Genomic DNA, 24,555 nt, shown 5'->3' with positions numbered 1-24,555 from the left:
GTAAGAAGCGGGGTGATTGCATCGGGGCAACCGTGACGCTATGATGGAAGTGCTGATCAGAAACAGCGCAGGGGACCCGGAATTCCGTTTGATGGGGAGAATACGTTTTTCGCGGGATTCTCGAGAGGATGCGCGTCGCAACGACGCGGCCAGAGCCGCGCGTGCAGGAAAGGTGAGATTATGCAACTGGAGTCTTTGTTCGAGCTCGTTGCCAAGCAGAACGCGTCAGATTTGCTCATCAGCGCGGGAGCGCCCCCGATGTTGCGGGTGAACGGCCGCCTGTACCGGACACGGAATGAGGCCTTGACGGCGGAAGACAGCAAGAAGCTCATCTACACCGCCCTGAGCCCGGAGCAGAGGAAGAAATTCGAAGAAGAAAAAGAACTCGACTTTTCGTTTGCCGTCGGCCGGAAACACCGGTTTCGCGTGAACATCTACTACCAGAAACAGGCCGTCACTGCGGCGTTTCGACCGATTCCCGAGAAAATCCCCTCCCTGGACAAGCTGGGGCTTCCCGAGGTGGTCGAAGCGCTGGCGCAGCGAAAACAGGGTCTGATACTGGTTACGGGCCCCACCGGACACGGGAAAACCACGACCCAGGCCTCCATTATCGACCTCATCAACAAGACCCGCGAGTGCCACATTATCACCATCGAGGACCCCATCGAGTTTGTGCACCAGCATAAAAAGAGCATCGTGGACCAGCGTGAGGTCGGCAGCGATACCAACGGGTTCATCGAGGCCCTGAAATATGTGCTGCGGCAAGACCCCGACGTCATCCTGATCGGCGAAATGCGCGACCTGGAGACTATTCAGGCGGCCTTGCGCGCAGCGGAAACGGGACACCTGGTGATGGCCACCTTGCATACGAACGACGCCATCCAGACGGTGGACCGTGTTATCGACGTGTTCCCGGCGGCCCAGCAGCAACAGATCCGGTTCATGCTCTCCATGACCCTCCTGGCGGTGGTATCTCAGCGCCTCATCGCGCGCGCCGACTCCGAAGGCCGGGTGCTGGCGGCGGAAGTGCTGCTGAACAACACCGCCGTAGCCAACCTCATCCGCGAGGGAAAGACGCATCAGGTTTACAGCATCATGGAAACCAACTACAAGGAGGGCATGAGCACGATGGACCGCGCTGTCAAGGGATTATACATGGAGGGTATCATTTCCTACGACGACGCGTGCGCTCACGTCCAGAACGCCAAGACCATCATGGACGTAAATGGCTGATACAAAAAGATTTAACGCGAACCATGGCCGGGTTGGGCCGCACACGTTTGTGACAGCCGCATGATGTGTGTATAATAGGCGTGTGTTTTGGGAAGATAAGTGGAACCTTTTTAAGGATATAGGCATATATTGCGATGTCAGACAACGGTCACAACGAAGGAAGTAACGACGCGATGGCCGAGGCCCTCCAGAAGACTTGGCAAGCCCCTCCGCAGGTTGGGCTTAGGGTCATCGGACGGGAAGGCTTTCCCTTAGCGGAGCGCTCCGACGAAGACGTGATGCTGGCGTACGGCGAAGGGTCTGAGGATGCGTTCGCGGAATTGCTCAAGAGGCATCAGCGGGGGGTGATGAATTACATCTTCCGGATGGTGCAAAACCGGCAAATCGCGGAAGAGTTGACGCAGGAAGTGTTTCTGGCGTTGGTGAAGAACGCCGAGCGCTATCAGCCCACGGCAAAATTCACCACCTACCTGTACACGATCGCGTCAAACATCGTGTCGAAAGAATGGTTGCGCCGGAAGCGGCGGCCGAAGTTCTTCAGCATGTCCTCGTTGTTCAATTGGAGCAAGGACGAGGAATTTAATGCGCTGGAGCATTTCGAGGATGAAAAGGCCGATGTGCTGACCTCGTTCCAGCGAGGCGAAGTGTCGGAAGCGGTAAACGAGGCGTTGCGGCGTTTGCCGGAACACCAGCGCGAGGTATTCGTGCTTCACCGCTTCCAGGACCTCTCGTACGACGAGATTTCGGAGGTAACGGGCGTGCCCGTTGGAACGGCAAAATCCCGCGTGGTGCGCGCGGAGCGTGCGCTGAGACCGCTGTTGGCAAAGTTTAGGGAATACCTTTAGGACGAAGGAGCAGCCTGGTCTAGCTGAATAAACGGTTATGTTTGGGCATCCTGCAAGACATGAATTGATGCATTATGCCGAAGCCCTCGTGGACGGCAAGCCGCTCTCGGCCCGTATCGGCGGGCACGTTGCATCGTGCCGGGCCTGCAAGGCAGAGGTGGAGGCGCTGCGGGAATCATTCGCCTTCCTGGCCTCGGCCCCAGCGCTCGAATGCGCGCCCGGTTCCTCGGAACAGATTCTCGCGCAGGCGCGCCAGCTGCGTACCGCTGGCAAGAAGAAAGGCCGCTTCCTGCACACGGCTTTCGTCCTGGCGAAGGGCCTGACTTGCGCCGCGAGCGTTATCATTGTGGCGGCATGGGTGTTTTCCGCCGCTCTTGGTGAGCCTGCGACAGACCAGTTCACAGCGGCAACGCCGGGAACCAGCCTTATCGCGGGGCCCCCTCCCATACCCTCTCCGGAAGAACTGCAACGCAAGGCGTCCGAGATACAGAGTCTCGCCTCGGCGGTTAACGCGCAATCCGACGCCCCGGCAAGCCTGTGGGAACGCCAGCACCGGCACATGGTCCTGGCGTTGCATGCTGATCGGACGGCGGCGCTGGCGGCGTTGAAACGCAATCCGGGCTGCGCCCGCGCAAGCCGTCTCGCCACAGCCAACCTGGAACGTGAGGCACAGGCATTGAGGACGCTCTACGTGGAACAAGGCCGGTAAACGGCCGCGAGCAATGTACAAACCCCGCTGGACACAGGTCAAGATCGCGCTCTTGACCCTTTTTTTTGTATGCGGACAAGCCTGTGCCGCCGAGGACGATCTTGTCGGACGCGTGGGCGACATTTTCGAGTCCATCGCGGGTTCCCTCCAACAGATGGGGAAGCGCAGCGAAGAGATTGTGAAGCCGCCTTTCGGGCCGTGGCGTGATTTCAATACGGGCCCCATGCCGGGAGCGGCATCCTATCCGTTCGAGGAACTGTTCCCGGTCCGTTCGCGCGCAACCATCATCATCGACAATGAATTCGGGGAGATTCGCGTGAACTCCTGGGCCGAGCAGGTGGTTCAGGTCAACGCCGATATTTCGGTAGGCGCCGAAACAGCGGAACTGGCCCATCAGATTGGCCGGTCCATCGACATCAGCGTGACGCCCCGCGAGAGCGGCCTGAGCATTCGCACAGTCTTGCCGGATACCCGCGAAATGGGACGCACCCGCGTCGAGGTCAATTACGTGTTGACCGTCCCGCGCGACGCGAACATGGTGTGCCGCAATCATTTTGGAGACACCTTGCTTCAGGGCGTGGGCGGTAATGTAGCCGTTGATTCGGCATACGGCGTCGTGGAGTTACACAATATCGGGGGCGAGGTCAACGTGCGTGCCCGTGGCGAGGCGCTCCAGGCCTATGGTCTCGCCAAAGGCGGAACGTTCGAGCTTCTGGGCTGCCAAGCCGAGTTCAGCAATGTCTCCGGAAACCTCCGGGCAACCAATTTCATGGGTTCCGTGATTCTCCGCAAACTGGGTCCGGAAGCCAACGTGGACATTACGAACGCAAACGGCCCGATTCATATGTACGTCTCGGAGTTTGACGCCCCCGATCTTCAGTGCGAAGTGCTTTTCGGAACGTTACGCTCGCATATTCCGCTCGAGCAGAACGTCGTGGGCGATTTGGCGTACGGCCGTAACCAGAACGTCGAATCGAAGCGGCGCGTAGCGCTGAGGACCTCGTTCGACGAGATCCTCATCGTGCAGGAGGGGCGCACGGAATTCGACAATCCAACGCCGGAAGACGCGAAGCTCTTCGAAAGCGTGGTCGAGAAGGCCTCGGCGTACGAACCGGGCATGGAAATTGCCGTAGACGCCATCGTGGGCACTGTGCGCGTCGAGGGTACGGACGACCAGGAAGTGCAGGTCATGGCCCGGAAACACGTGCTGCTCCAGTCCACCGAAAACGCTCCGGCGGCACTCGAAGCCCTGGGCGTCGGCGTCGAGAGACTCGATAACCGCATACACGTGCGCACAACGGCCCGGGACGATATGACTGCCTTGGGGTGCTCATACTACCGGGTTGACCTGCTGGTCCGCGCCCCGCGCACGGCCCCCCTGACCTTGCGCGCTCAGAACGGCGACACAATTGTGCGCGAGTTTAGCGGTCCGATGAATATCGTTCAGACGCAAGGGCGCGCCGTGGCCGAGAAATGCACGGGACCGGCAGAGATCGCCAACCAGGGCGGCGACATCCAGGCTTTGGATTGCGGCGGGGCCGTAACCATAACCGCGACGAAAGGCACGGTGACGACACGCTCAATCGCCGGGCCGCAGCAGATTACCTGTACGGAGGGCAAGACGGTCGCCGATGCGCCCCTGGGCCCTGTGACCATCCGCCAGCACGGCGGCGATGTGCGCATTATCGCCCTCGGAGACGGGATCCAGGGCAATTACGACGTCTCCACTGAACGGGGCGATATCAGCATTGTCGTGGCCCAAGGCTCCGATGCCTCGTTCTACGTGGAAACCGCCGGAGGGGAAGTGCATTGCGGGGCGTTTCCGCTTCAGGGCAGCATCGAGGGCAACGTCCGGAAATTCGCGGGCCGATTGAACCAGGGTCAATATACCGTCAAGCTTCAAACCAGCGAGGGTAACGTTATCATCGACTGAAAAGAGTTGGGATTCCACGGCCCTCTCCCACGTTCGACGCCGCAGGATATCGCCTCATTTCCCGGGCAACCCGATGCCTGTCACCTCCAAAGCGCAGCGGGGACAGTCCGTATAGAAACGGAACACGCCCATTGCCTGCAACTGGCGCATGCGTTCCGCGTCATTCACAGTCCACGCGCCTGGTTCGAGAGCTGCGTCCTTGATTGCCTTGACAACGTCTTCTGTAAGCGCTTCGTGATGGACCACGATACTCTCGAAACCACATTGCCGGGCGATGTCAAGGTCGCGCGCCAATTCAAAACCCCGTGACCAGTCCCAGAACACGTGCAGGGAGGACTCCAGCTCCTTCACGCGCTTCATCTTGTTCAGGTCTCCGTCGTTGAAGCCTACCCAGGCCTTGGCCTTCATGCGCTTCACTAGCTCGACCGCCTCGTCAACGATGGGGTGTTTGGGCTGGATGCTCACGCGCGTGCGATGCTGCGCCGTGATGAGCTTCAACACTTCCTCCAGCAAAGGCGCGCGCTGCGGAGGACACGCCTCAGCCGATAACTCATGCTCTGTGCGAAACGCGTGCGCGACATCGACCGTTGCCAGTTCGTCATACGTCACTTCCGCAACCGTGACCGTCCGGTCGCCAACCCGCGCCGTATCCGCATCATGGATGACAGCCAGCTTGCCGTCTTTGGTGCGGTAGACGTCCAGTTCAATCCAATCCGCGCCGAGTTTCAGCGCGCTCTCGAATGCCGGCAGCGTGTTTTCCGGATACTCGGCCGCGTTTCCGCGATGGGCCGTCACACCGTTGGTGAGGAAAGTCTTGTCCGTGCCTGCTGCGACAGTCAAAAACGCCCCCGCGAGTAGCAGTGCTTCCCGGCGCATACCATGCTCCAATCCAAGCGCCGCCTATTTCGCCAATTCCTGCTCGAGGTATTCGCGTAAGACGGCGGCGTTGCTGTGTATCTCATCTTTTGAGCCAAACACCAGGGTTACACGTTCCGTGCGCGCTTTTTCGAGAAGCAAAGCAAACGCCTGCCGGTTGCTGGACAGCTCCAGTTTATAGCGCTTCTTGAACTCCTCCCATTTGGCGGGATCATGGCCGAACCATTTGCGAAGTTCGGTGCTGGGAGCGACGTCCTTGTTCCATGCGTCCAGCTTCGCGTCCTTTTTCGAGACGCCGCGCGGCCAAACGCGGTCAATCAGCACCCGGTAACCGTCGCTTCCAGCAGGTTTGTCGTAGACGCGTCGTACCCCAATGCTCATGGCTCATCTCCTTTTGCCCGGTCATGTCCTGGTGAGGAAAAGCAGCATGCCCTTCGGCGCGCCCGCTTCGTGTCCGGTCACTCCGGTAGAGCCTGCTGCCATGCCTCGGGTAGCGTCGCCACGCACACGTCTGGGGAGCCCAGCATGTGCGACGTAAAGATAACCTGTCTCCCTGCGCGGTCCCACCCAACATGAGGATGCTCGCCCGTGCCGTAGGTGCGGTGGCCGGCCGTAAGCAGCCGCGGACGGCTGGTTTTCCCCTCGAATACCATGATGTCGCCGTGCCAGTTGTCGGCGGCGACCCAGCGGCCGTCCTCACTGCCGGACGCGTGCCACCAGTTGTGTTTGGCGATTTCCGCGTCACTGCCCTCGGGCCACCACGCGCCTTCGCCGATGATGCGGACCTCGCCCGTATGCGTGTCGAGCAGTTTGACGTGGGCGTCTTCGGTGGGTTTCGGATGCACGCCGCCGCAAAACAACATCTGATCCTTCACCCACCACGACTCGTGGGTCACCAGTTCGTCCGGCCACGCTTTGTAAGGGTTCCTCGGAATGCCCTCCCGGATGTCGATAAGCATGAGCCGCTGTGGCGCGCCCGCGTAACTCAGCACATGAGGAGCCGTCCGGCTCCATTGGACGTGCACCTGATACGCATTCGGATCGTCAAAACGGTACAACTCGCGGCTGGCCCCGCTTTCAACCTCGATGATAAGGATAGCCGGCTTATCCCCCGTGTCAGCCCCGCGCACCCCAAGGCTCAAGCGTTTCCCGTCGCAGCTCTCGTTCAACGCCGTGTTGGGCACGACCGAGGGCAACTGGCAGATCATGCGCTCGGTGACCGCAACTTCCGAAGGCTTTGCTGACGGGTTGTCAGGCACGGTGATTTCCACAGAGACTTCCAACACGTGGTTGCCGCGCATCGCGTAGAAGCGGCGTCCCGTGAGGGCCGCTGTCGCGCCGCCCAGTGCGCCATCCGCCGTCGTGAAACTCACCAGTTCGCCAGTCGCGGCAATGTACCCCATCACCCCCCCGTGCTCGCGGTTGGAAACGAACAGAATCATCGACCCGTCGGAAAGCCACGAGCGGTCGTGGAAATACAGGTTTGTGTCCGTGCTTTCGGCAGTTGTCAGGAAGGTCAATTCCGCGCCCGTTTGCGGATCGGTCAAGATTCTGTGCTCGGCAGGAAGCACGAGGGCTTCATAAGACCCTTCAGCAAAAGCCGCCAGACCGCTCACTACCATGATTCCGAACAAGACCGCATGCGTATTCATCATGGATTCCTTTTCACATCAAGCTATTCGAAGGCTACGATGATAACCAATGAGGAGAGACAATCCCAATCGCTGAGAATATTCCCTGGCGCGGCCCTTGCCCACAACCAGACTGGTATTCTTGAAAAGCCGGTTCCACACGCCGGAGAAACCAGCAGAGGCCGCGAGCAGGCGCCGTGTCCGCAACGCGATTGCGCGAAATGGTTCTTCCCTGCACTCACTCCGCGGTCCAGAAACGGGCTTTGCTGCCGCCTTTAGCAGCCTTGATTTCAAGCTTTGCGCCGCACTTGGGGCAGAAACCCGCGAATGCGGTGCCGGCAGCGTTGAGGTAGATGCGCATATAGACATGGCAACATTTGAAGAGAACGCCGAGGTAAGGCCGCTTCTGTCTATTGGGCGGCATCAGACATCTCCGTTCGGGGCATTCACTTCGAGTCTTCCGGCTCTTCAGGGTCCTCTTTCTTCGGGACCGCCACGGAGCGGCCCGAGAACGCCTCGAGCAGGTCCCAGCCGAACCACACAAATCCGGCCGCCGTCAACCCTACAAGGACCGATATGATAAGTACGATATTCATGGATAATCCTCTTTCATCTGTCCCGTGTAAGGAACGAGGGGAGGCACGGGAAGGTCGGGCCAGGAATGGCCGGACGCGCGGGGCGTCTGCCGGCTTTCTCCCGGCTCTTGAAGCCGCACGGCCTGAATCTCGTCCCGCAAGCGCTGCACTTCCGCCTGGAGCGCGCTTATCTGCGCGAGGAGAGAGGTGTTGAGTTCCCGAAGCGTGCGGTTCGCTTCGGTCAACGCTTGACGGGAAGCCCGCAGTTCCTCGAGAGAGGCATTTTCTTTCGCTGAAGCCGGATGTTCCGCTCTCGCTGCCGGCGCCGGCATTTGGGCTTTCTCCGCGGGCTTCGCCGTCTCAAAGATGCTGCCGGCCTTGGTCTGGAGCACATCCTCGACGGATACGCCGTCGAACCACGCGGTTCCTTCGCCGAGCAGTACGCAGCGGAGCATGACGAAGTCGGTTTCGTTCGGCACGGGAACCTGCATCTCGACCTCGGTCCAGTCGGTATCGCCATAAACGGGTGTAGCGTTTCCGGTCGAGTTGAAGGCGAGTATGCGAAGGGGACTGCGCTGAAAACATTGCAGCCACAGGGCGGCCTCGGTGGCGGCCTCGGTCTTGATCCAACCCTTCACTCGCAATTCCTTGTTGCGCAGATTGGTGGTGATGCTCTGGCTCCAGTTGTTGGCCGGTTCCTTTTCGTAAGCCGTTTCGTTGTGCAATTTGACGGAGCGGCGGCCTTCATTGTGGACATTCTCGTCAGCCTCGCCATAGCTCCCTTCCTGAGCCATGACAAAAAGGTCCCACCGTACAGGTATGTTGCCAATGACAGCCTCGAATCCGGGATTCACGAGCAGGTTCCCGGACGCAGCAACCACAGCCATCAAACACAGCGACATCATTTCCATGAAAGAAGTCTAAGTTGGCAAGCGACGGAGAGTCAACGGAGCCATGCTCACCAGGGACTCTTTGCAACGGCGCCCCAACCATGACTGGGCTTGTCACCGAGCGTCAGTTCAAGGATTCCGCCCGAAACGACTTGTTCATGACTCAGCCAAGGGGCCGAAACGGTTTTCCCGTTGAGTTTGGCGGCGTGAACATACCACGCGTCGGGCCCCCACTCGCGGCACACTATGCGGAATTGTGTTCCGGCGGCGGTTTCCAGGGTCATTTCCTCGAACAACGGCGCGCCAAGGAGGTAGAGCGGCCGGCCCACGCACAAGGGGAAGAGGCCGATGCTCGAGAGAACATACCATGCCGCCATACACCCGTCATCATCGTCCATTTCGGGGATAAGACCGTCGGGCCTGTTGCGAAAGGCCGGGCCTTCGTAGGGTCCGGGCAGGGCGTTGTGGGTGCCGTAACAATGGCGCATCGGTTCGGTCAGTATGCGCCGCACCCAGCGCTGGCTGAGCCAGGGCGTCCCCGCCGCGGCAAACATCCACGGCGCATGGATGCCGGGTTGGTTGCCATGGTTGTGGAGGTCGTGCGCAAAGAAGTAATCCAGCTCCCTGATGAACCGTTCGCTTCCTCCATACAGTTCGATCAGACCGGGGACATCGTGTACCACGGCCCAGCGCCAGTGCCACATGGATCCCTCATAGACATACTTCTCTTCGATGACAGAAGGGTCTTTGGGAAAATCCAGCCACTCGCCTTTCTCGTCGCGCGCGCGAAAGAATCGGAGCGATTTATCCCATACGTTTCGGTAATAGCGGCTTCGCTCGTAGTAGGGATGGCGTTCCTGGCTCTTGCCCAGCGCTTCCGCCATGGCCAGCACCGCCCAGTTGTCATAGGCGTATTGGCAGGTGATGTCGGGACGGCGCGGCACATATCCCAACCGATCCCGGTCCCCGGCAAACTCCATGTCGGCGATGGCGCGCATCACGTTGAAAGCCGCCTCAGGCTCCGGACTCCCAACGTCCTTCAAGTGGCTGTCGAGAAGCACCACGTTCGACAGTTCCATACGAACGTTCGGCACTGGGGCGTAGCCGTGACAGTCAAACAGCTCCTCGCCCGGAAGAAAACCGAGACGGAAATCGAGCGTCTCGGCCAACGACAACATCATATTTGGCATGAGTTCCGGTGTTATGAGGGCAAGCAGGGGGAATTTGGTGCGGTACGTATCCCACATGGACCACCCGTGGTAGAAGACACGGTCCCTGGGGGGCCGGTGCACTTCCCCATCATCGCCCATATAACAAGCGAGGCTGTCGGTCATTTGGAAGGGCGACAGGCATGAGCGGTAAACAAAGCTATGAAGCAGACGTTCGTGCTCATCCTGCCCGCTTACCTGTAGCCGGCGGAGGATCGTGTCCCACGCATCCTGCGCGATTTCCCGTACGAGTTCGAAATGCCAGCCGGCGGCTTCACGGTCGATATTTCTGCGAGCCTGCGCGGCACTGATGGCGGAGAAGCCGATCTTGATTCCCAGGGGCCGCGTATGACGGCGGTTGAAACGCGCGATGACCACCAACCCTTCATCGTGCACATTGGCGCGCACGGACATTTCATTGCGGTAGCGCGGATACAGGTCGATGCTGGACGCGGGATGCTGGAAGCGAATCCAGAAGAACAGACGGTACCAACCGCAGGCATTCATCTGTTCGGCGGTGAATTCTCCCGCGATCTCGGTCGGGTTCACGAGCACACAGTGCGCGTCCCGGACGGGCGTGAATCCCCGGCATAAGTCAATCAGCAGGGTAGGGTCGCCGCGTTCGGGATAAAGATAGCGATGAACGCCGACATGATGAGACGCGGTCAGTTCCGCTTTGATCCCGGACTCGAGCACAAGGCTGTAGTACCCGGGGCAACAGGTCTCGGATTCTTTGCGGAAGGGCTGACGGTACGCGCCGGGCTCCAGGCTTTCGGGCTGCGCCACGAGGGGCAGGACCGAGACATTCCCGCCCACCCCCGCATTGCCCACCCCGCTGAAGCGCAGATGCGAGAAACCGACCACCGAGCGGTCTTCGTAATCGTACCCCGAATGAGCCGTGCCGGAAAGCGCCCCGGGATACGTGTCGGGAGCAAGCTTGATCAGGCCAAATGGCATCTCAGCCCCCGGATACATCTGGCCACGATCGCCGGACGTTCCGACAAACGGATTGACCTTCTGAAGAATCCCCGAGAGCGGTGGAGCCATTGGTTTAGCGGAATCCCTCCATACGAAGCTTCAGATCTCGAGGGCTTGTTGAATTCTCGAGGGCAGTCTCCGCGTCGATCTTCTTGTCCTTCCAGAGATTGAATAGCGCCTGATCGAAGGTCTGCATACCATACTGCTCGTAACCGTCCTCGATCAATTTCGTGATGTCGTTGAAACTCTTTCCCTGTTCGATGTATTCGCGGACTGTGCGGTTCCCCACCAGAATCTCGGCCGCGACGCACCGGCCATATCCTTCCGCGGACTGCAACAGACGTTGTGAGCAGATCGCCCGCATGACGCTGGCTAGTTGTTTGCGAATCTGCGGCTGCTGATGGGGTTCGAAGAAATCCATAATGCGGTTGAGCGTCTCCACCGAATTGACAGTGTGAAGCGTCGAGAACACCAGGTGGCCCGTCTCCGCGGAAGACAACGCGGTGCGCACGGTCTCGGCATCGCGCATCTCGCCGATAAGGATCACGTCAGGGTCCTGGCGCAACGCGCCGCGCAACGCGTTCGCGAAGGAGAGGGTATCCTGGCCGACTTCGCGCTGGGTAACAATGCCGATCTTGTCCCGGTGCAGAAATTCCATCGGGTCTTCCACGGTGATTGTATGGACCGGCCGCGTACGATTGATTTCGTCGACCATGGCGGCAAGCGAGGTGGACTTGCCGCTCCCCGTGACTCCCGTAAACAGCACCAGGCCGTTCATGAGTTGGCACACTTTGTGCAAGATGGGCGGCAACCCCAGTTGATCGATTTCCTTGATATTAAGAGGTATCGTCCGGAAAACGAGCCGCGGGTCGCCGTCGTCAAAGCAGGCATTGACACGGAACCGTGCAATATCCTTGAGCATGTAAGAAGTGTCTAACTCCTTGACTTTCTTGAACTTCTCGACCTCCTGCGCCGGAACGATCTCGGCCAGCATTTTCATGATGTCATCTTTGGTGAGTGACGAACCTTCCAGGCGGGTCAAGTCTCCGTCGATTCGAAGAATGGGCGGGTTATCCGTTTTCAGGTGCAGGTCGGAGGCGTTAGCTTCGACGGCTTGCTGTAGAAGATCGTAAAGTCTCATCTGCGGGCGCTCCTCCATTGAAAATGCGTTTCGTGGGCACTCCCCCAGGCGATGTACGGCACCTAAAGCATACCATGTTTCCCGTCCATATGCTCTATACAAGAGGCAATCCCGGGTGGGGCCGCGTCCAGGTGTTTCCCAGAAAACCATGCTTGAACCGGGAGTACCCGGCGGCGGCAATCATGGCGCCATTGTCCACACACAGTTCAAACGGGGGCATGCTCACGGGGATCCCGAGTTCACATGCCAGGCGCGCGCGCAGAAGCTTATTTGCGGCAACGCCTCCGGCAAGAACCAAGCGGCTTGCTCCAGTCTGCTCGATCGCCTGTCTTGTCTTGAGCAGCAGCGTATCCACCGCGGCAGCCTGAAAACTGGCCGCTATGTCTTCACGCGACACTCCGCCCTCGCGCAGCCGGTAGAGCACCGCCGTCTTCAGGCCGCTGAAACTGAAGTCCAGAGTTTCGGTCTGGGTCATGGCGCGGGGAAAATCGCATGCGGCGGGATTGCCTTTTTCCGCTTCACGCTGAATGGACGGCCCTCCGGGATACGGCAGCTCAAGCAGGCGGGCTACCTTGTCGAACGATTCGCCTACCGCATCGTCGCGCGTAGCCCCCAAGAGACGGTAGCTATGGGGCCGTTCGCACCAGATCAGCGACGTATGCCCCCCGCTGACAACCAGCGTCAGAAACGGAAACGCCGGCGGGTTATCCGCAAGGAAAACAGAGAATATGTGACCTTCAATATGATGGACGGGCACGAACGGCTTGTGCCACGCATATGCAAGCGACTTGCCAAAGCAGACACCGACGAGAAGAGACCCCATCAGGCCTGGACCGTTCGTTACCGCGATCGCGTCGATATCCCCGGCAGTGCACCCGGCGTCCTCGAGGGCTTTGTTGACCAGTTGCGAGATGCATACGATATGTTGCCGCGACGCAATTTCCGGAACCACACCGCCGAACTCCGCGTGCACGGCAATCTGCGAAGCCACCTCGTTGGACAGAATGCGCCTCCCCTCCTCGACGACGGCGGCCCCGGTCTCATCGCACGACGTTTCAATGCCCAGCACACGGATCATTGGACCAACTCCGACACGTGCACGAGGCTGACGCCATGGGTTTCCAGATAGCGCACCATCTCGGGGAGCATGGCCGCCGTGGTGCTTCGGAAATGACAAATCCCGATGGCGCTCCCAGCGGTCCTGGCCGCCTCGGCCAACGCAGCGATTTGGTTGCGCATATAGCCGGGGTCGGCTTCCTCGTCCAGAAACACCGAACGGGCCGCGACGGGCACCTCAAGCTCGCGGGCAACTTTCTCGGCCACCGTCTCGGCCGTGGTGCGGCTGTCTACAAAGAAAAGGCCGTGCTTTTTGAGTTCTTGAAGAAGACGCCTCATTGCCTCCTTGTCGGCCGTGAACTTCGATCCAGTGTGGTTGTTCATGCCCTTGGCGCCCTGGATTTCATCGAGAGCAGCCAACAGACGTCTCTCGATCTCCGCGGAGCCCATGGCCGTCGTAAGCTCCCCGGGATACGCATTGTTGCCATTCCCGGACTCGAGAGGCATGTGGAGCAAGAGTTCAAAGCCGCGGGATAGAGCGGATTGGGCCATATCGGACGCGAACGGCGTGCCTGGCAGGATCGCCAGGGTCAGCCGAGGGTCCATGGTCAGGATGGCGTCCGAAACAAGCCCCCCATGGCCTCCGTCGTCTACGATGATAGCGGCACGCGGCCTGCCCTGGGCAGAAACCGTCTCCAGTAACGGGCTTGCCGCGCCGCCGGACAGGTAGCCCCGCGCCTCAAACACAAAATCGGACGGGCCCGGGTCGAAACCGTACAAGCAGCGGAACACCAACGGCGATTGCCGGTAGAGCAGCCAGGGATCTTTCACGAAGTCTTGTTCAGAAGGAACAAACAGGCTTGCGGCTTGCTCGATATCCACGCGAACAACCGGACGGCCCCGCCAGAAGACCTGCAACGCCCCCGGTCCCGTTTCGAAGGCAATCTCCGGCGCGGCATCCCCCCGGTTTTCAAGCAGGGACGCCGACAGGAGTTCGCGCAAGCCGATTGCGCTGACACTCGGTCCGCCGTTCAGGTGCAGCGTATGCGAACGCCATCGGGCAGGGCCGTCCTGCCGGTCATCCACGGCTGTTTCCGCCACATCAATGACATCCGGAGCGGCGGCCAGCGCAGTCCGCACGCCATCAGCCAGTTCGTCGCATGCGGACCGGAGCTCGTAACGTTCCGCGCCGCCCATGATGCGCACAACAGCAAATTCGCGATTCAACATGGAGAATCGCAGTTCGGAGATTGAGGCGGAGGGCGCCTCGGCTTCGGCAATCGAGACATTCTGAAGCGCCATGCCCTGTTTGAGTGTTGTTATCACCCCGTTGGCCGCCATGTTGGCCGGAACGCCCACGTCAAACGCGTAAAAAGTCCACGTCGCGCCTTGGTCGCGGCGGATGACGGGGTCATGGCGCAAGACGCTCGAGTCGGGCAGATGACACATCGCCAGCAGGTCTTCGATATGGCTGGCCATGGCGGAGTTCAGCGGGCTGATGTTGAACGGGCGCGAGATCATGTACAAACGTATGAGGATGACGCTTGCGGCGGCGCAAACGGCTACGGCGGCCAGACCCGCAAGCGAGATGCCCCACCGGGACGCGGATGTCGGCACGCGGCGGCTAACCGATTCGGGCTCCCCGTTTTGGAACTGTGACGGCTCCGGCATCACACGTCCACCCATTCCACCGGGCTGATGGCGCGGCCAAGGAAACGCGCTCCCACGCGCGCGAAGCTCTCCGGAGCGTCCGTCACCAGGAAGGAATACTCCGGCGGCGCATCACAGTCACGGGCGAGGCCTAATCCCGCCAAGGTGTCCGCAACGGCATGAGATGTAGCCTCCGCGCTGTCAACAAGGGATACGGCCGGACCCACAGTCTCCTGGATGATGTCCTTGAGCAATGGATAGTGGGTGCAGCCGAGCACAAGAGTATCGATGCCGTTTTGAAGCAGTTCTTCGAGGTAGGTGGCGGCCACTTGTCGCGGCACGGGCCCGTGCACCCAGCCTTCTTCGGCAAGAGGCACGAACAGGGGGCACGGTTTTGAGAACACCCGCGCGCCGGGAGCCATCGCGGAAATCGCGTCATCGTACGCCTGGCTCGCAATCGTGCTGGCCGTGCCGATAACGCCAATACGGCCGTTGCGCGAAATGCCCACCGCGGAACGAGCTCCCGGCATGATGACCCCGATTACAGGCACGTCCAAGTCATGGCGCAATGTTTCCAGGGCGTGGGCAGACGCGGTATTGCAGGCGACTATGAGCATCTTGACGCCCCGCTCGAGCAGTACCCCCGCGCACCCCGCGGCATAGCGTTGAACCGTTTCGCCGGATTTCGTGCCGTACGGCACGCGCGCGGTATCGCCAAGGTAGATGATGGACTCGCCAGGCAGACGCGCCGCCACCCGCGCCAAGACCGTAAGCCCCCCCACTCCGGAGTCAAAAATACCGATGGCCGCATCGGACTCAGCCATTTTGGGGTTCCAGGGGCTCGTTACCTGCAAGCCAGTGCGGATCACGAACGAGCGGACTTGCCCAGTCGCAGTGGGCGTCCTTAAAAGATTCCTCGGCGGACGCGCCTTCGATGAGAATCTGGACTTTGGCCACCGGGGTGGCGTCCGCACCCAGCAGTTCGGGTGCTGACAGGGTGTGGACGATGCTTTGCAGAAAAAGCATTTCGCTCGAGACGCTGGGCTGCTTGCGCAATCCGGAGACGGTCTCCATGCTCATGTCGACAATCAGTTCGCCGTCTTCCATCACAAAGATCCCCTTGACGCGCGTGCCGGGAGCGGCCACGGGAGTAAACATGCCCTCAGGCCCCTGGATCAAGGCATCAAGGGCGGTGTGATAGTTGGCTATGGTGTCCTCCCCGAGGGTCAGGACCCGGATTTCGGGAACCAGGAGCCGTCCGTCCTCCGAGGCGAAAAACAAAGGAACGTCGCGACGGGTCTCTGACAGCGCCGGAGTCTCGGCGCCGGGTTGGGCGCTGCTTGCCTGGGCGCCGGCCGGCAACACGGGAAACGGGCTCTGGCCTTGCTGCACCATGTTGAAGACAATCAGCGCGAGCGCCATAACCAGGATGACCGTCAACATGGCCCAAAGGCCCAGCAAAGCCTGTTTCAGGAAACGCTGGCGATCTTCGGCCTTCATGGTGTTGCTCCGTTCTCGGAAACGCGGCCGGCACATGTCCGCACGGCATCCGCGATCGCCTCTGCGATTTTGGTCTGATAGGCCTGGTCGGCAAGCTTGGTTGCCTCTTCACGGTTTGTCAGGGAACCAACTTCGACCACGAGACAAGCCCTATTGACCTCATCGAACAGGCGGCAGGGCGTTACCCGTATCCCACGGTTAACAGCGCCGGTGGCTTCGGCAAGTTTACGCGCCAACACTTCCGCGATAGCCGCGCTCTCCGGAGCGTGTTTGGCTGCGCCTCTGGCTTGGACTTCCGGGTTGCCTAGAGCCGCGCTGAGCCTTGCGTCAGGCGGCACAAACAGTTCAAATCCATGGGCAGAGGGCGACATGCTCGCGCCGGCATGGATACTAATCATCAGGTCGGCATTCTGGGCATTTGCGAGACGGGCCCGGACCTGCAACGACGGGCTTGCGTCCTGCGAACGCGTGAGGATGGCCCGCCCCTCAAACGACGCCTGAAGCAGGCTGGCGGCCTGTTGGGCGATCGCCAGGGTGAGGTCTTTTTCTTGTATTGCGGAGCTCTGGCAGCCGGGATCGGTACCGCCGTGTCCCGCATCGATAGCGACGACCGTGATTTGGTCCACCCGGGTGTCGCTTGTCTGCTGCCTTGTGCTGAGCGAATCGATATCCGCAAGCGGAACCTGTTCCGACGCACCGGGAAGAGACAGGTCTTGCATGACGACCGCCTCGGGTTCGCTAATCGATTCCTGGGGTTTCTCGGCTGCAGGCGCCTCGAAGCTGACGCGCGCGCCGAAAGCATCTTCAAAGAAAGACACCACATCGGCCAGAGCCATGAGAATATCCCTGTTATCACGGAGGATGTTGTGGCTCAACTGAAATTCCTTAAGCGAGGCATTGACGCTGTTGTTGTCCAGACGCACCCAGGCGCTCTTACCGAGGAAGTCGAGCTCGACGCGTTCCGCAAGAACGGTTGCGCCTCCGCCGAACTGCTGAAGAACGGCGTTAACGGGCACATACGCGACACCGTCGATGGTGCGCGGTTCCACGGTCGCTTCCCGCGTTGCATTGGCCACCGGCGCTTTGAAGGTGATACTTGTGACCGCCTTCTGCGCAGCGAACACGTCCGGAGCCCTATGCAGGGCGCCGGCGAATACCGCGGCCACAACCACAAAGAGCGCGACGCTCGATACCGCCTCGCCCCGTAAATATCTGGCATTGAACAACAGCCCTTGTACTCCTCTATGCCGGGAAGGTTTCCGCAGAAAAGCGAGAATCCACAACCACACCTGTTTGATACCAGACACGCGCGCGCGGTTCCGTCCGCAACCCGCTATTTGTTGAGATTGATCACGCGCTGCCGGACAAAGATGCTGTCCTCGGGCGCATGATGCCCCCCCCACCCTCTGGTGGTCAACGCCAGGAACACACTAAACGCCACAAACAGGCCGATAAGAATCCCAAGCCCGATCTTATCACGCGTGGTCATAGAAGAAGGCTCCGTGGCAAACAGCCATTCTCCTGCGGTCCTGCCTGCCCTACTCCTACAACAGGCAGTATACCACCGGTTCGAGCAAACAGGTCAACTTGCGGTTTCAGTCGTCGTCAAGCCATCTCCGGAGATTCATGCTCGTGCCAATCTCGACTCTCTTCTTCTTGGCGAGTTTAATACTGGCCTGGGCCCTCGCGACTTCCGCATTCAGTTTCTGAAGGCATGCCTCGCACAAGCGTTTGCTCAAGCTGATGGCGGGCGCTCCGCAACGGCCGCAAACGGCTTTGGCAGCAAGTTCGGGCGTGGAGGCAATGCGCCCCTCGTCAAGCAAGCGCAGGATGCAGGCCAATTCAACCCCAGTGAGTTCGCCAAGCTGTTGGGCCGTTAGAGTCGGATGCTCCTCGAGCGCCCGCCGCAAAGTCTCGTAATCCGCGTCCTCATCAACCTGGCATTTGTGGCACACGGGGCCCGTCGTCTTGTTGAACATGCATTCACATCGTGGGCACTTCGCTAGCGGCATGGTCTCTCTCCCCTAATTCGCCCAATCCACGGAAACATCCCCGCTCCCAATTTCCATGTTCCCGAGGATGCCCGCCTTCAAAACATACCCGTCCGCGGAAACATTCACGCCCACCACAATACTTCTGACCGGGCGGCCGGCCTCATCCCGCAACGCCGTCACCGGGGAAGGGTAGACAACCCGGAGCCACGTACGCTCCTTGACAGGACACGCCAAGGCATCGCCGCGTGCGTCCTCGCGCGCATCCACGCCGATGACCTCGAAGGTAGCGCCGGGCTTGAAGATATACTTGTCTTCCACGCCTTCGCGGCGAAGCCGGTTGCCTTCCAGCGTGCGTGTCTGGATGTCGCGGCGCAGTTCCTCGCGCGCCGCTTCCAGTTCCTCCGGCGCATTGGAGCGAAGCCGAACCCGCTTCAACCGTTCCTGCATCCAGTGCGTCATGCGGATCACCTCGTCCGCGCGGCCCTCCTGAAGCGCCCGGGCATACTGAATAGCGATGCATTCAGGCAGAGAATCCGGGACAACGAGCATGCCCTCAGCCACCGATTGTTCAAACGACGTATCCTGGAGATTCAGCGCGAGAAGCGTCTGGCCGGTGTCCGAGGACATCTCTTCCAATGCGGATTCTTCGGAACCCATCTCGATTGCAGGGATGCGCTCAATGGAAACAGCATTCAGGTCGCGGACAGCGTAAGCCGCCCACACCGTCACACCAGCGGCGGCAGCAGCCGTCCCGACAGCCACAACCAGTGGCCAGATCTTTGGTGCTGCAATTCTCATCTTTTCACGTCTTGGCCACAGGGTTACCCGCGTATCCACACGGCACGGGGGCGTCGCTTTGCTGGCAACCCTTGGCGAACCCCTTCATCCCCTTGTACTTGGATGATGCCTACCGACACATCACCTCTAATAACTATAACACAATATGCGGCAAAAGAGCGAAATGTCAAGAAATCACCACCGTATATTTGCCGGAAATCTGGGTTTTTCAGGATGTGAACTCAAAGAATCCGCTGTTATCGGCGGTAGGTCCAGGAATATTCACTGTACTTGCGCGAGGCGATCTCCCGGACTTCAAGAAATTCGATGGGCAGCGGCTCGACGTCGGCTGAATGGGCCTCGAACGCGTCGCGTATAGCGCCACGCAATTCGTGAGGACCCAGGGGCAGCGTCGACACAAATGCGCTGTGGGACCGCGCGCCGCGGTAGGCCGGCCGCTCTTGGGGTTCGCGCAGGTAACGCCCCATGGACTGCCAATCGACGTGGTACAGAAACGTGCCGTGGTGGAGAAAAAAGTGTTTCCGGCGTTTCTGCGCGTTGCCCGAAACCTTCAGACCCTCCACGGCGAGGTCTGAAATGCCCTCGAGCGAGGCTCGCACCCCGCGTGTTTCAAGCGCCTCCCTGAGGCGGCCGAGAATATGGCAGTAGGAATCACGGATGTTTCGGAGCGAGGGGTGCCGATCATAGGAGAGGACCAGACTGAGGTTCAGGGAGCCTGGCCCCTGCAACACGCACCCCCCCGCCGAACAACGCCTCAAGACAGGCACCCCGTCTCGGACACAAGCCTCGTGACGCACTTCGGCGAGGATACGTTGCGACACGCCCACGACCACGAACGGGACCGGGCTCTCCCAGAAACGGAGGCTCTCCCCGGCAATGCCCCGTTCGGCCGAATTGAGAAGCACCTCGTCCAGCGCGAGATTGGATGCGGGAGCGTGAAACGAGAGGTCGAGCACGCGCATGGCGGGGCTAGACCCTGCAGTTGAGTTCACGCGCGGCCCGCACTTCGTCAAGACGGCCGACGGGAAGAGACACGGGCGCTTCGTGAAGAGTCTCGGGATTCACTTCCGCCATCCGGGCGAGCTCGAGCAGCGCCTCGCAGAATGCATCCAGGGTTTCTTTGGATTCGGTCTCCGTGGGCTCGATCATCATGCTTTCCTTGACCGTCAGGGGGAAATAGACGGTAGGCGCATGAAACCCCCGATCAAGAAGGGCTTTGGCGAAATCGAGCGCCCGGATTCCGTGCCTGGCCTGCTGCGCGGCCGAAAACACGCATTCATGCATGAACGGCCCTGCAAAAGCGGGCTCGAAAGCCTCTTTGAGCCGCGCACTCACGTAGTTGGCGTTCAAAACGGCATGGCGCGCGACGTCCCGCAAGCCGTTCGAGCCCAGATGCAGGATATAGGCGTATGCCCGCACCCCAATCATGAAATTGCCAAAAAAAGGAGACACCTTTCCGATGGACTTCTCCGGCATGGCCAGGCCGAAGGCGTCTCCTTCGCGTACCACGCGCGGTCCCGGCAGGAAGTCCACAAGCTTTTCCCCGACTCCGACGGGGCCCGCGCCGGGGCCGCCCATGCCGTGGGGCGTGGCGAAGGTCTTGTGCAGGTTGAAGTGCATCACATCGAAACCAAGGTCGCCGGGCCGGCACTCGCCGATGATGGCGTTGAGGTTGGCGCCGTCGTAGTACATGAGCGCATCCGCGGCATGGGCTAGCGCGGCGATTTCGTGGACCCGGGGCTCGAACAAGCCGTGGGTGTTGGGACAAGTCAGCATGACGCCCGCCACGGACTGGTCCAGCTTCTCCTTTAACGCCTCGACGTCAAGCGTGCCGTCCGGAAGGGACGGGACCTCCGCGACCTTGAACCCCGCTATCGCGGCGCTAGCAGGGTTGGTGCCGTGGGCCGAGTCGGGTACCAGGATCGTGTCTTTCTTGTTGCCCCTCGCTCGATGATACGCCGCGATCAGGAGCGTGCCCGTGAGTTCGCCGTGGGCTCCGGCAATGGGCTGCAGGCTGACCTCGCGCATGCCCGCAATCTCCGCAAGCAGCCGTTCGAGCTCGAAGATCAGCTCGAACGCCCCCTGGCATAATGGCCACATGGCCCGAGACGATGCCAGATGGGGGTGCAGCGAAAGAAAGCCGGGCTCCCCCGCCGCCGCTTCGGCCAACTTCGGGTTGTATTTCATGGTACACGAGCCCAACGGGTAAAAATGGGTATCCACGCCGAAATTGCGGTGAGACAACCGCGAAAAGTGCCGCACGACATCGAGTTCGCTGACTTCGGGCAATGCAGCGGGTTCCTGGCGGCACAACTCAGCGGGAGGCGACGTTTCAGGCACGTCCAGGGCGCCGAACATGATGGCTCTTCGACCCTCGCGTGACTTCTCGAATATCAATTCCATGAAATGGCTCCATATCTGATACCGGTTAACGGGAGGCCCGGGCGAGGGCGTCTGCAAACGCGTCGAGTTCCGCACGGGTCCGCTTTTCGGTAACCGCGATGAGAAGGTCCGTATCCTTTCCTTTTCCGACAGCATGCAGCGGCAGGCCGGCCAAGAAGCCGCGTCCGGCTAAATCGGCGCAGACATCTTCGGCGTTGCGCGGCAGCCGCACGGCGAACTCGTTGAACGTGGGATGCTCGCTAAGGAACTCGAGAAAACCCAGGCGCTTCTTGAGGTACTCGGCTTTTGAGTGACAATGCGTGGCTGCTTCGCGCAGTCCTTGCTTGCCCAGAAGACACAGGTAAATCAGTGCGCGCAACGCCACGAGCGCCTCGTTCGAGCAGATGTTCGACATGGCTTTCTCGCGGCGGATGTGCTGTTCGCGGGCCTGGAGAGTCAACACGAACCCGCGGCGGCCCTGGCCGTCCTCGGTGGCGGCGGCCAACCGGCCGGGCATACGGCGGATGTGCTGCTTACGCGTGGCCAGAATTCCCAGATAGGGCCCGCCAAAACTCAACGGCACGCCCAGACTCTGCCCTTCGGCAACGGCGATGTCGGCGCCCATGGCGCCCGGAGTCTTAAGAAGGCCCAATGACAGCGGGTAGAAGGACACTACCAGCAGCGCCCCGGCATCATGGCATTGCCGGGCAAGCGGCGCGAAATCGCATATGTCGCCAAGAAACGATGGATTCTGGACGATCACACACGCCGCATCGGAGGGATCGCTGCCGTCACGAAACTCGAGCCCGAGGTTGGCGGTCTGCGTGGCGAGTATCTGGCGGTAGAAGGGATTGAGCGACTCGTGGCACACGATGCGGGACCGGTGCGTAACCCGCACGGACATGGCCGCGGCCTCGAAGACCGCGGTGCCCCCGTCGTAGAGCGACGCGTTGGCAAAGTCCATTTCCGTTAACCGGCATATGGCGGACTGATACTCGTAGATGCTCTGGAGCGTTCCCTGGGCGGCCTCGGGCTGGTAAGGGGTGTATGCGGTCGCGAACTCGCCGCGCGCGGTGAGCGCGTCGATCGCCGCCGGCACAAAATGGTCGTAGTAGCCGCCGCCCAGGAAGCACACGTTGGAACCGTTGTTCCGGGCGGCCATCCCCGCCAGCGTGGCGCGTACAGCCATTTCGGAGAGCCCTTCGGGCAAATCCCATGATTTCGCCCGGAGATGGCCGGGAATGCTCCTGAACAGCTCGTCTATACTGGTAATCCCGATGGCCGCGAGCATGTCTTCCTGTTCAGCCTGAGTAGTAGGGATGAAACTCATTCATCAAGTCCCTCTACGTACAGGGCATAGGCTTTCGCGTCCATAAGCTTGTTAAAGTCACGGAGATTTCCATCGGCGATCTTGAAGAACCATCCTTCGTCGTAAGGGCTCTGGTTGACGAGTTCCGGCCGGCTCTCGAGTTCGCCGTTGACTTCGCTTACGTGGCCGCCGATGGGCGCGTAGACGTCGCTTGCAGCCTTCACCGACTCCACGGCGCCTGCGGCCTTGCCCTGGTCGAGTTCCATGCCCACTTCGGGCAGTTCGACATAGGTCACGTCGCCCAATTGCCCGGTTGCGTGCTCCGTAATGCCGACAGTGTATACATTGGCGCCATCGTCGCGAATCCATTCATGCTGGCGCGTATACCTGAGTCCTTCGGGGAAATCCATGGCCGCTATCTCCTTAATTCCTGCACGTTCCGTTTCTGTAAAAGGGAAGTTGTGTTGTTTCGATTTCAAATCGCCGCGGGCCCGTGGCCAGGGCCGTGCCCGGCTTGGCCAGCTCCTGCGGAAGATAAGCCAGGCCTATCCCGCAACCCACGGAGGGCCCGTAGGTGCCGCTCGTGACCAACCCCACGGCGTCATCTTCTTTGTACACCTCGAAGCCGTGGCGCGGCGCACGGCGCGAGTCCGCACGGATGGCCGTCAACACCGAAAACGCCCCTCTTTCCCGCTGTTTCTCGAGCGCCGCGCGGCCCGTGAACTCTTTGCTCCAATCGACAAAAGCCTCTTGGCTTGCTTCGAGCGGACTGCGCGTATCGTCGAAATCCTGGCCGGACAAGGAGTACCCCATCTCGAGACGGAGCGTATCGCGCGCGCCGAGCCCCGCAGGGGCCACGTCCGGGTGTCTTAAAAGCGTCCGCCACAGATGCACCGCGAGGTCGTTCGGCATGAACAACTCGTATCCCAACTCGCCGGTATAGCCGGTACGGGAAACAAGGAGCGTGTGTCCCTCCCACTCCGCCCGAAACAACCCGAAATAGCGGAGGTCCGAAGCAACCGGCAAGCCGATACGCACAAGAATTTCGCGAGACAACGGCCCTTGAATATCTATCTTCGCCGTTTCGTCTGACACGTCTCTCAGACCGGGAACGCGCCCGGCAAAGAGTGTCGCGACGCGTTCCAAGGGTCCCGCATTAGTCACCACAAACAGTTCGTCTTCGGCAACACGCATCGCAATAAGGTCGTCAATGATGCCGCCGCCCTCAGTGAGCAGGAAACCGTAGCGCGCCCGGCCAACCGCGAGGCCGGCCGCGTTCATGGTTACGAGCGCGTCATAGGCTTGAATACCCCGTTCGCCTTTGATGCAGAACTCGCCCATGTGGGAACAATCGAAGAGGGACGCTTTCGCACGGGTATGTTCGTGTTCGTTAAGGATGCCGGCAAATTGGACTGGCAGCGCCCATCCGGTGAAGTCCACGATTTTGCCGCCGAGTGCCCTGTGTTCGTCAAATAGGGGCGTTTGGCGCATGCTGCGCCTCCTTTGTGTGGTCAACCGTAGAGTAAAGACCGCACCGGCGAAAACTCCTCCGGCACGGTTGCCCAGGCGCGCGGCACGATTCCCGGTCCCCGCCGCTTCCCCGTGGTCCCTTCCACGTCGCATCGCCAGTTACGGCGGGCCTGTGAACGCGTACACATTGCCACCGCCGCGCCGGAGATGTCAATAAGAAACAGAGCGGAGCCGAACGGCTGCATCTGCCTCGATCACCAACGGAAAGGCAATACGTATGAGGCCCAAGTCACCATGGAAAGGTCCCGCGCCTGTGCAATGGCCGGTCGCGTAAGATAGCGTCTGTAAATTTTGGGTAGACAAAAAGGGCCATCGTT

Annotated in this window: 25 protein-coding genes and 1 riboswitch; of the genes, 4 read left to right on the top strand and 21 right to left on the bottom strand. The window is 60.4% G+C overall.

From position 1 onward, the window contains the following. Positions 1-180: 180 nt before the first annotated feature. From PLJ71_13195 to PLJ71_13180, 4 genes are all read left to right on the top strand, one after another. Positions 181-1,233: a type IV pilus twitching motility protein PilT gene (locus PLJ71_13195; protein ID HQM49637.1), complete on the top strand. Its 1,053-nt coding sequence runs from the start codon at positions 181-183 to the stop codon at positions 1,231-1,233. Positions 1,234-1,406: 173 nt separating this feature from the next. Then, a complete protein-coding gene (locus tag PLJ71_13190; protein HQM49636.1) occupies positions 1,407-2,078 on the top strand; it encodes a sigma-70 family RNA polymerase sigma factor in 672 nt (223 codons plus the stop codon). A 67-nt stretch (positions 2,079-2,145) separates the two neighbouring features. Then, positions 2,146-2,787, top strand: a complete 642-nt coding sequence (locus PLJ71_13185) for a hypothetical protein (GenBank protein ID HQM49635.1) — start codon at positions 2,146-2,148, stop codon at positions 2,785-2,787. 13 nt (positions 2,788-2,800) lie between these two features. Next, positions 2,801-4,720 carry a DUF4097 family beta strand repeat-containing protein gene (locus PLJ71_13180; protein ID HQM49634.1) on the top strand — a complete coding sequence of 640 codons (1,920 nt, stop codon included), beginning with the start codon at positions 2,801-2,803 and terminating at the stop codon, positions 4,718-4,720. A gap of 54 nt (positions 4,721-4,774) precedes the next feature. Here PLJ71_13180 and PLJ71_13175 read toward each other — a convergent pair whose 3' ends face one another. The 21 genes from PLJ71_13175 to gcvT form a co-directional block, all read right to left on the bottom strand. After that, a complete protein-coding gene (locus PLJ71_13175; GenBank protein HQM49633.1) occupies positions 4,775-5,596 on the bottom strand; it encodes a glycerophosphodiester phosphodiesterase family protein in 822 nt (273 codons plus the stop codon). 24 nt (positions 5,597-5,620) lie between these two features. Continuing rightward, positions 5,621-5,977 (bottom strand): DUF488 domain-containing protein, encoded by a 357-nt coding sequence (locus PLJ71_13170; protein HQM49632.1) that lies wholly within the window; start codon positions 5,975-5,977, stop codon positions 5,621-5,623. 77 nt (positions 5,978-6,054) lie between these two features. After that, a complete protein-coding gene (locus PLJ71_13165; GenBank protein ID HQM49631.1) occupies positions 6,055-7,251 on the bottom strand; it encodes a hypothetical protein in 1,197 nt (398 codons plus the stop codon). 214 nt (positions 7,252-7,465) lie between these two features. Continuing rightward, positions 7,466-7,651: a hypothetical protein gene (locus tag PLJ71_13160; protein HQM49630.1), complete on the bottom strand. Its 186-nt coding sequence runs from the start codon at positions 7,649-7,651 to the stop codon at positions 7,466-7,468. Between the two features lie 22 nt (positions 7,652-7,673). Beyond that, complete coding sequence (locus PLJ71_13155; GenBank protein ID HQM49629.1) at positions 7,674-7,823, bottom strand: hypothetical protein; 150 nt, start codon at positions 7,821-7,823, stop codon at positions 7,674-7,676. Next, positions 7,820-8,689: a hypothetical protein gene (locus PLJ71_13150; GenBank protein HQM49628.1), complete on the bottom strand. Its 870-nt coding sequence runs from the start codon at positions 8,687-8,689 to the stop codon at positions 7,820-7,822. Before PLJ71_13150 ends, PLJ71_13155 begins: the two co-directional genes overlap by 4 nt. Positions 8,690-8,760: 71 nt before the next feature. Beyond that, positions 8,761-10,947 (bottom strand): GH92 family glycosyl hydrolase, encoded by a 2,187-nt coding sequence (locus PLJ71_13145; protein HQM49627.1) that lies wholly within the window; start codon positions 10,945-10,947, stop codon positions 8,761-8,763. Between the two features lie 4 nt (positions 10,948-10,951). After that, positions 10,952-12,019: a PilT/PilU family type 4a pilus ATPase gene (locus PLJ71_13140; protein HQM49626.1), complete on the bottom strand. Its 1,068-nt coding sequence runs from the start codon at positions 12,017-12,019 to the stop codon at positions 10,952-10,954. A 94-nt stretch (positions 12,020-12,113) separates the two neighbouring features. Next, the gene (gene tsaD, locus PLJ71_13135) at positions 12,114-13,097 is read right to left on the bottom strand and encodes a tRNA (adenosine(37)-N6)-threonylcarbamoyltransferase complex transferase subunit TsaD (GenBank protein HQM49625.1); all 984 of its coding nucleotides are present in this window, start codon (positions 13,095-13,097) and stop codon (positions 12,114-12,116) included. Next, positions 13,094-14,746, bottom strand: a complete 1,653-nt coding sequence (locus PLJ71_13130) for a divergent polysaccharide deacetylase family protein (GenBank protein ID HQM49624.1) — start codon at positions 14,744-14,746, stop codon at positions 13,094-13,096. The genes tsaD and PLJ71_13130 overlap by 4 nt, the downstream gene beginning before the upstream one ends. Continuing rightward, positions 14,746-15,549, bottom strand: a complete 804-nt coding sequence (gene murI / locus PLJ71_13125) for a glutamate racemase (protein HQM49623.1) — start codon at positions 15,547-15,549, stop codon at positions 14,746-14,748. The genes PLJ71_13130 and murI overlap by 1 nt, the downstream gene beginning before the upstream one ends. Beyond that, positions 15,542-16,225 carry a GerMN domain-containing protein gene (locus PLJ71_13120; GenBank protein ID HQM49622.1) on the bottom strand — a complete coding sequence of 228 codons (684 nt, stop codon included), beginning with the start codon at positions 16,223-16,225 and terminating at the stop codon, positions 15,542-15,544. Before PLJ71_13120 ends, murI begins: the two co-directional genes overlap by 8 nt. Further along, positions 16,222-17,451 (bottom strand): N-acetylmuramoyl-L-alanine amidase, encoded by a 1,230-nt coding sequence (locus PLJ71_13115; protein ID HQM49621.1) that lies wholly within the window; start codon positions 17,449-17,451, stop codon positions 16,222-16,224. Before PLJ71_13115 ends, PLJ71_13120 begins: the two co-directional genes overlap by 4 nt. A 107-nt stretch (positions 17,452-17,558) precedes the next feature. Beyond that, a complete protein-coding gene (locus PLJ71_13110) occupies positions 17,559-17,714 on the bottom strand; it encodes a hypothetical protein (GenBank protein HQM49620.1) in 156 nt (51 codons plus the stop codon). 106 nt (positions 17,715-17,820) lie between these two features. Next, entirely contained in the window at positions 17,821-18,237 is a 417-nt protein-coding gene (locus PLJ71_13105) for a hypothetical protein (GenBank protein ID HQM49619.1), read from the bottom strand. A gap of 12 nt (positions 18,238-18,249) precedes the next feature. After that, on the bottom strand, positions 18,250-19,017 hold the full coding sequence (locus PLJ71_13100) for a hypothetical protein (GenBank protein ID HQM49618.1): 768 nt from the start codon (positions 19,015-19,017) through the stop codon (positions 18,250-18,252). Between the two features lie 236 nt (positions 19,018-19,253). Beyond that, complete coding sequence (locus tag PLJ71_13095) at positions 19,254-20,009, bottom strand: lipoate--protein ligase family protein (protein ID HQM49617.1); 756 nt, start codon at positions 20,007-20,009, stop codon at positions 19,254-19,256. After that, complete coding sequence (gene gcvPB, locus PLJ71_13090) at positions 19,987-21,420, bottom strand: aminomethyl-transferring glycine dehydrogenase subunit GcvPB (GenBank protein HQM49616.1); 1,434 nt, start codon at positions 21,418-21,420, stop codon at positions 19,987-19,989. The genes PLJ71_13095 and gcvPB overlap by 23 nt, the downstream gene beginning before the upstream one ends. 25 nt (positions 21,421-21,445) lie before the next feature. Continuing rightward, positions 21,446-22,729 carry an aminomethyl-transferring glycine dehydrogenase subunit GcvPA gene (gcvPA, locus tag PLJ71_13085; protein HQM49615.1) on the bottom strand — a complete coding sequence of 428 codons (1,284 nt, stop codon included), beginning with the start codon at positions 22,727-22,729 and terminating at the stop codon, positions 21,446-21,448. Further along, entirely contained in the window at positions 22,726-23,118 is a 393-nt protein-coding gene (gene gcvH / locus PLJ71_13080; protein HQM49614.1) for a glycine cleavage system protein GcvH, read from the bottom strand. The genes gcvPA and gcvH overlap by 4 nt, the downstream gene beginning before the upstream one ends. A gap of 13 nt (positions 23,119-23,131) precedes the next feature. Further along, positions 23,132-24,199 carry a glycine cleavage system aminomethyltransferase GcvT gene (gene gcvT, locus PLJ71_13075; GenBank protein ID HQM49613.1) on the bottom strand — a complete coding sequence of 356 codons (1,068 nt, stop codon included), beginning with the start codon at positions 24,197-24,199 and terminating at the stop codon, positions 23,132-23,134. A 62-nt stretch (positions 24,200-24,261) separates the two neighbouring features. Continuing rightward, positions 24,262-24,351: riboswitch (ZMP/ZTP riboswitch) on the bottom strand. Positions 24,352-24,555 lie beyond the last annotated feature (204 nt).

Source organism: Candidatus Hydrogenedentota bacterium (assembly GCA_035416745.1).
In the GTDB taxonomy this organism is placed as follows: Bacteria; Hydrogenedentota; Hydrogenedentia; order Hydrogenedentales; family SLHB01; genus UBA2224.
The sequence above is the reverse complement of the archived record's forward strand: the minus strand, read 5'-3'. Positions and strand labels throughout refer to the sequence as shown.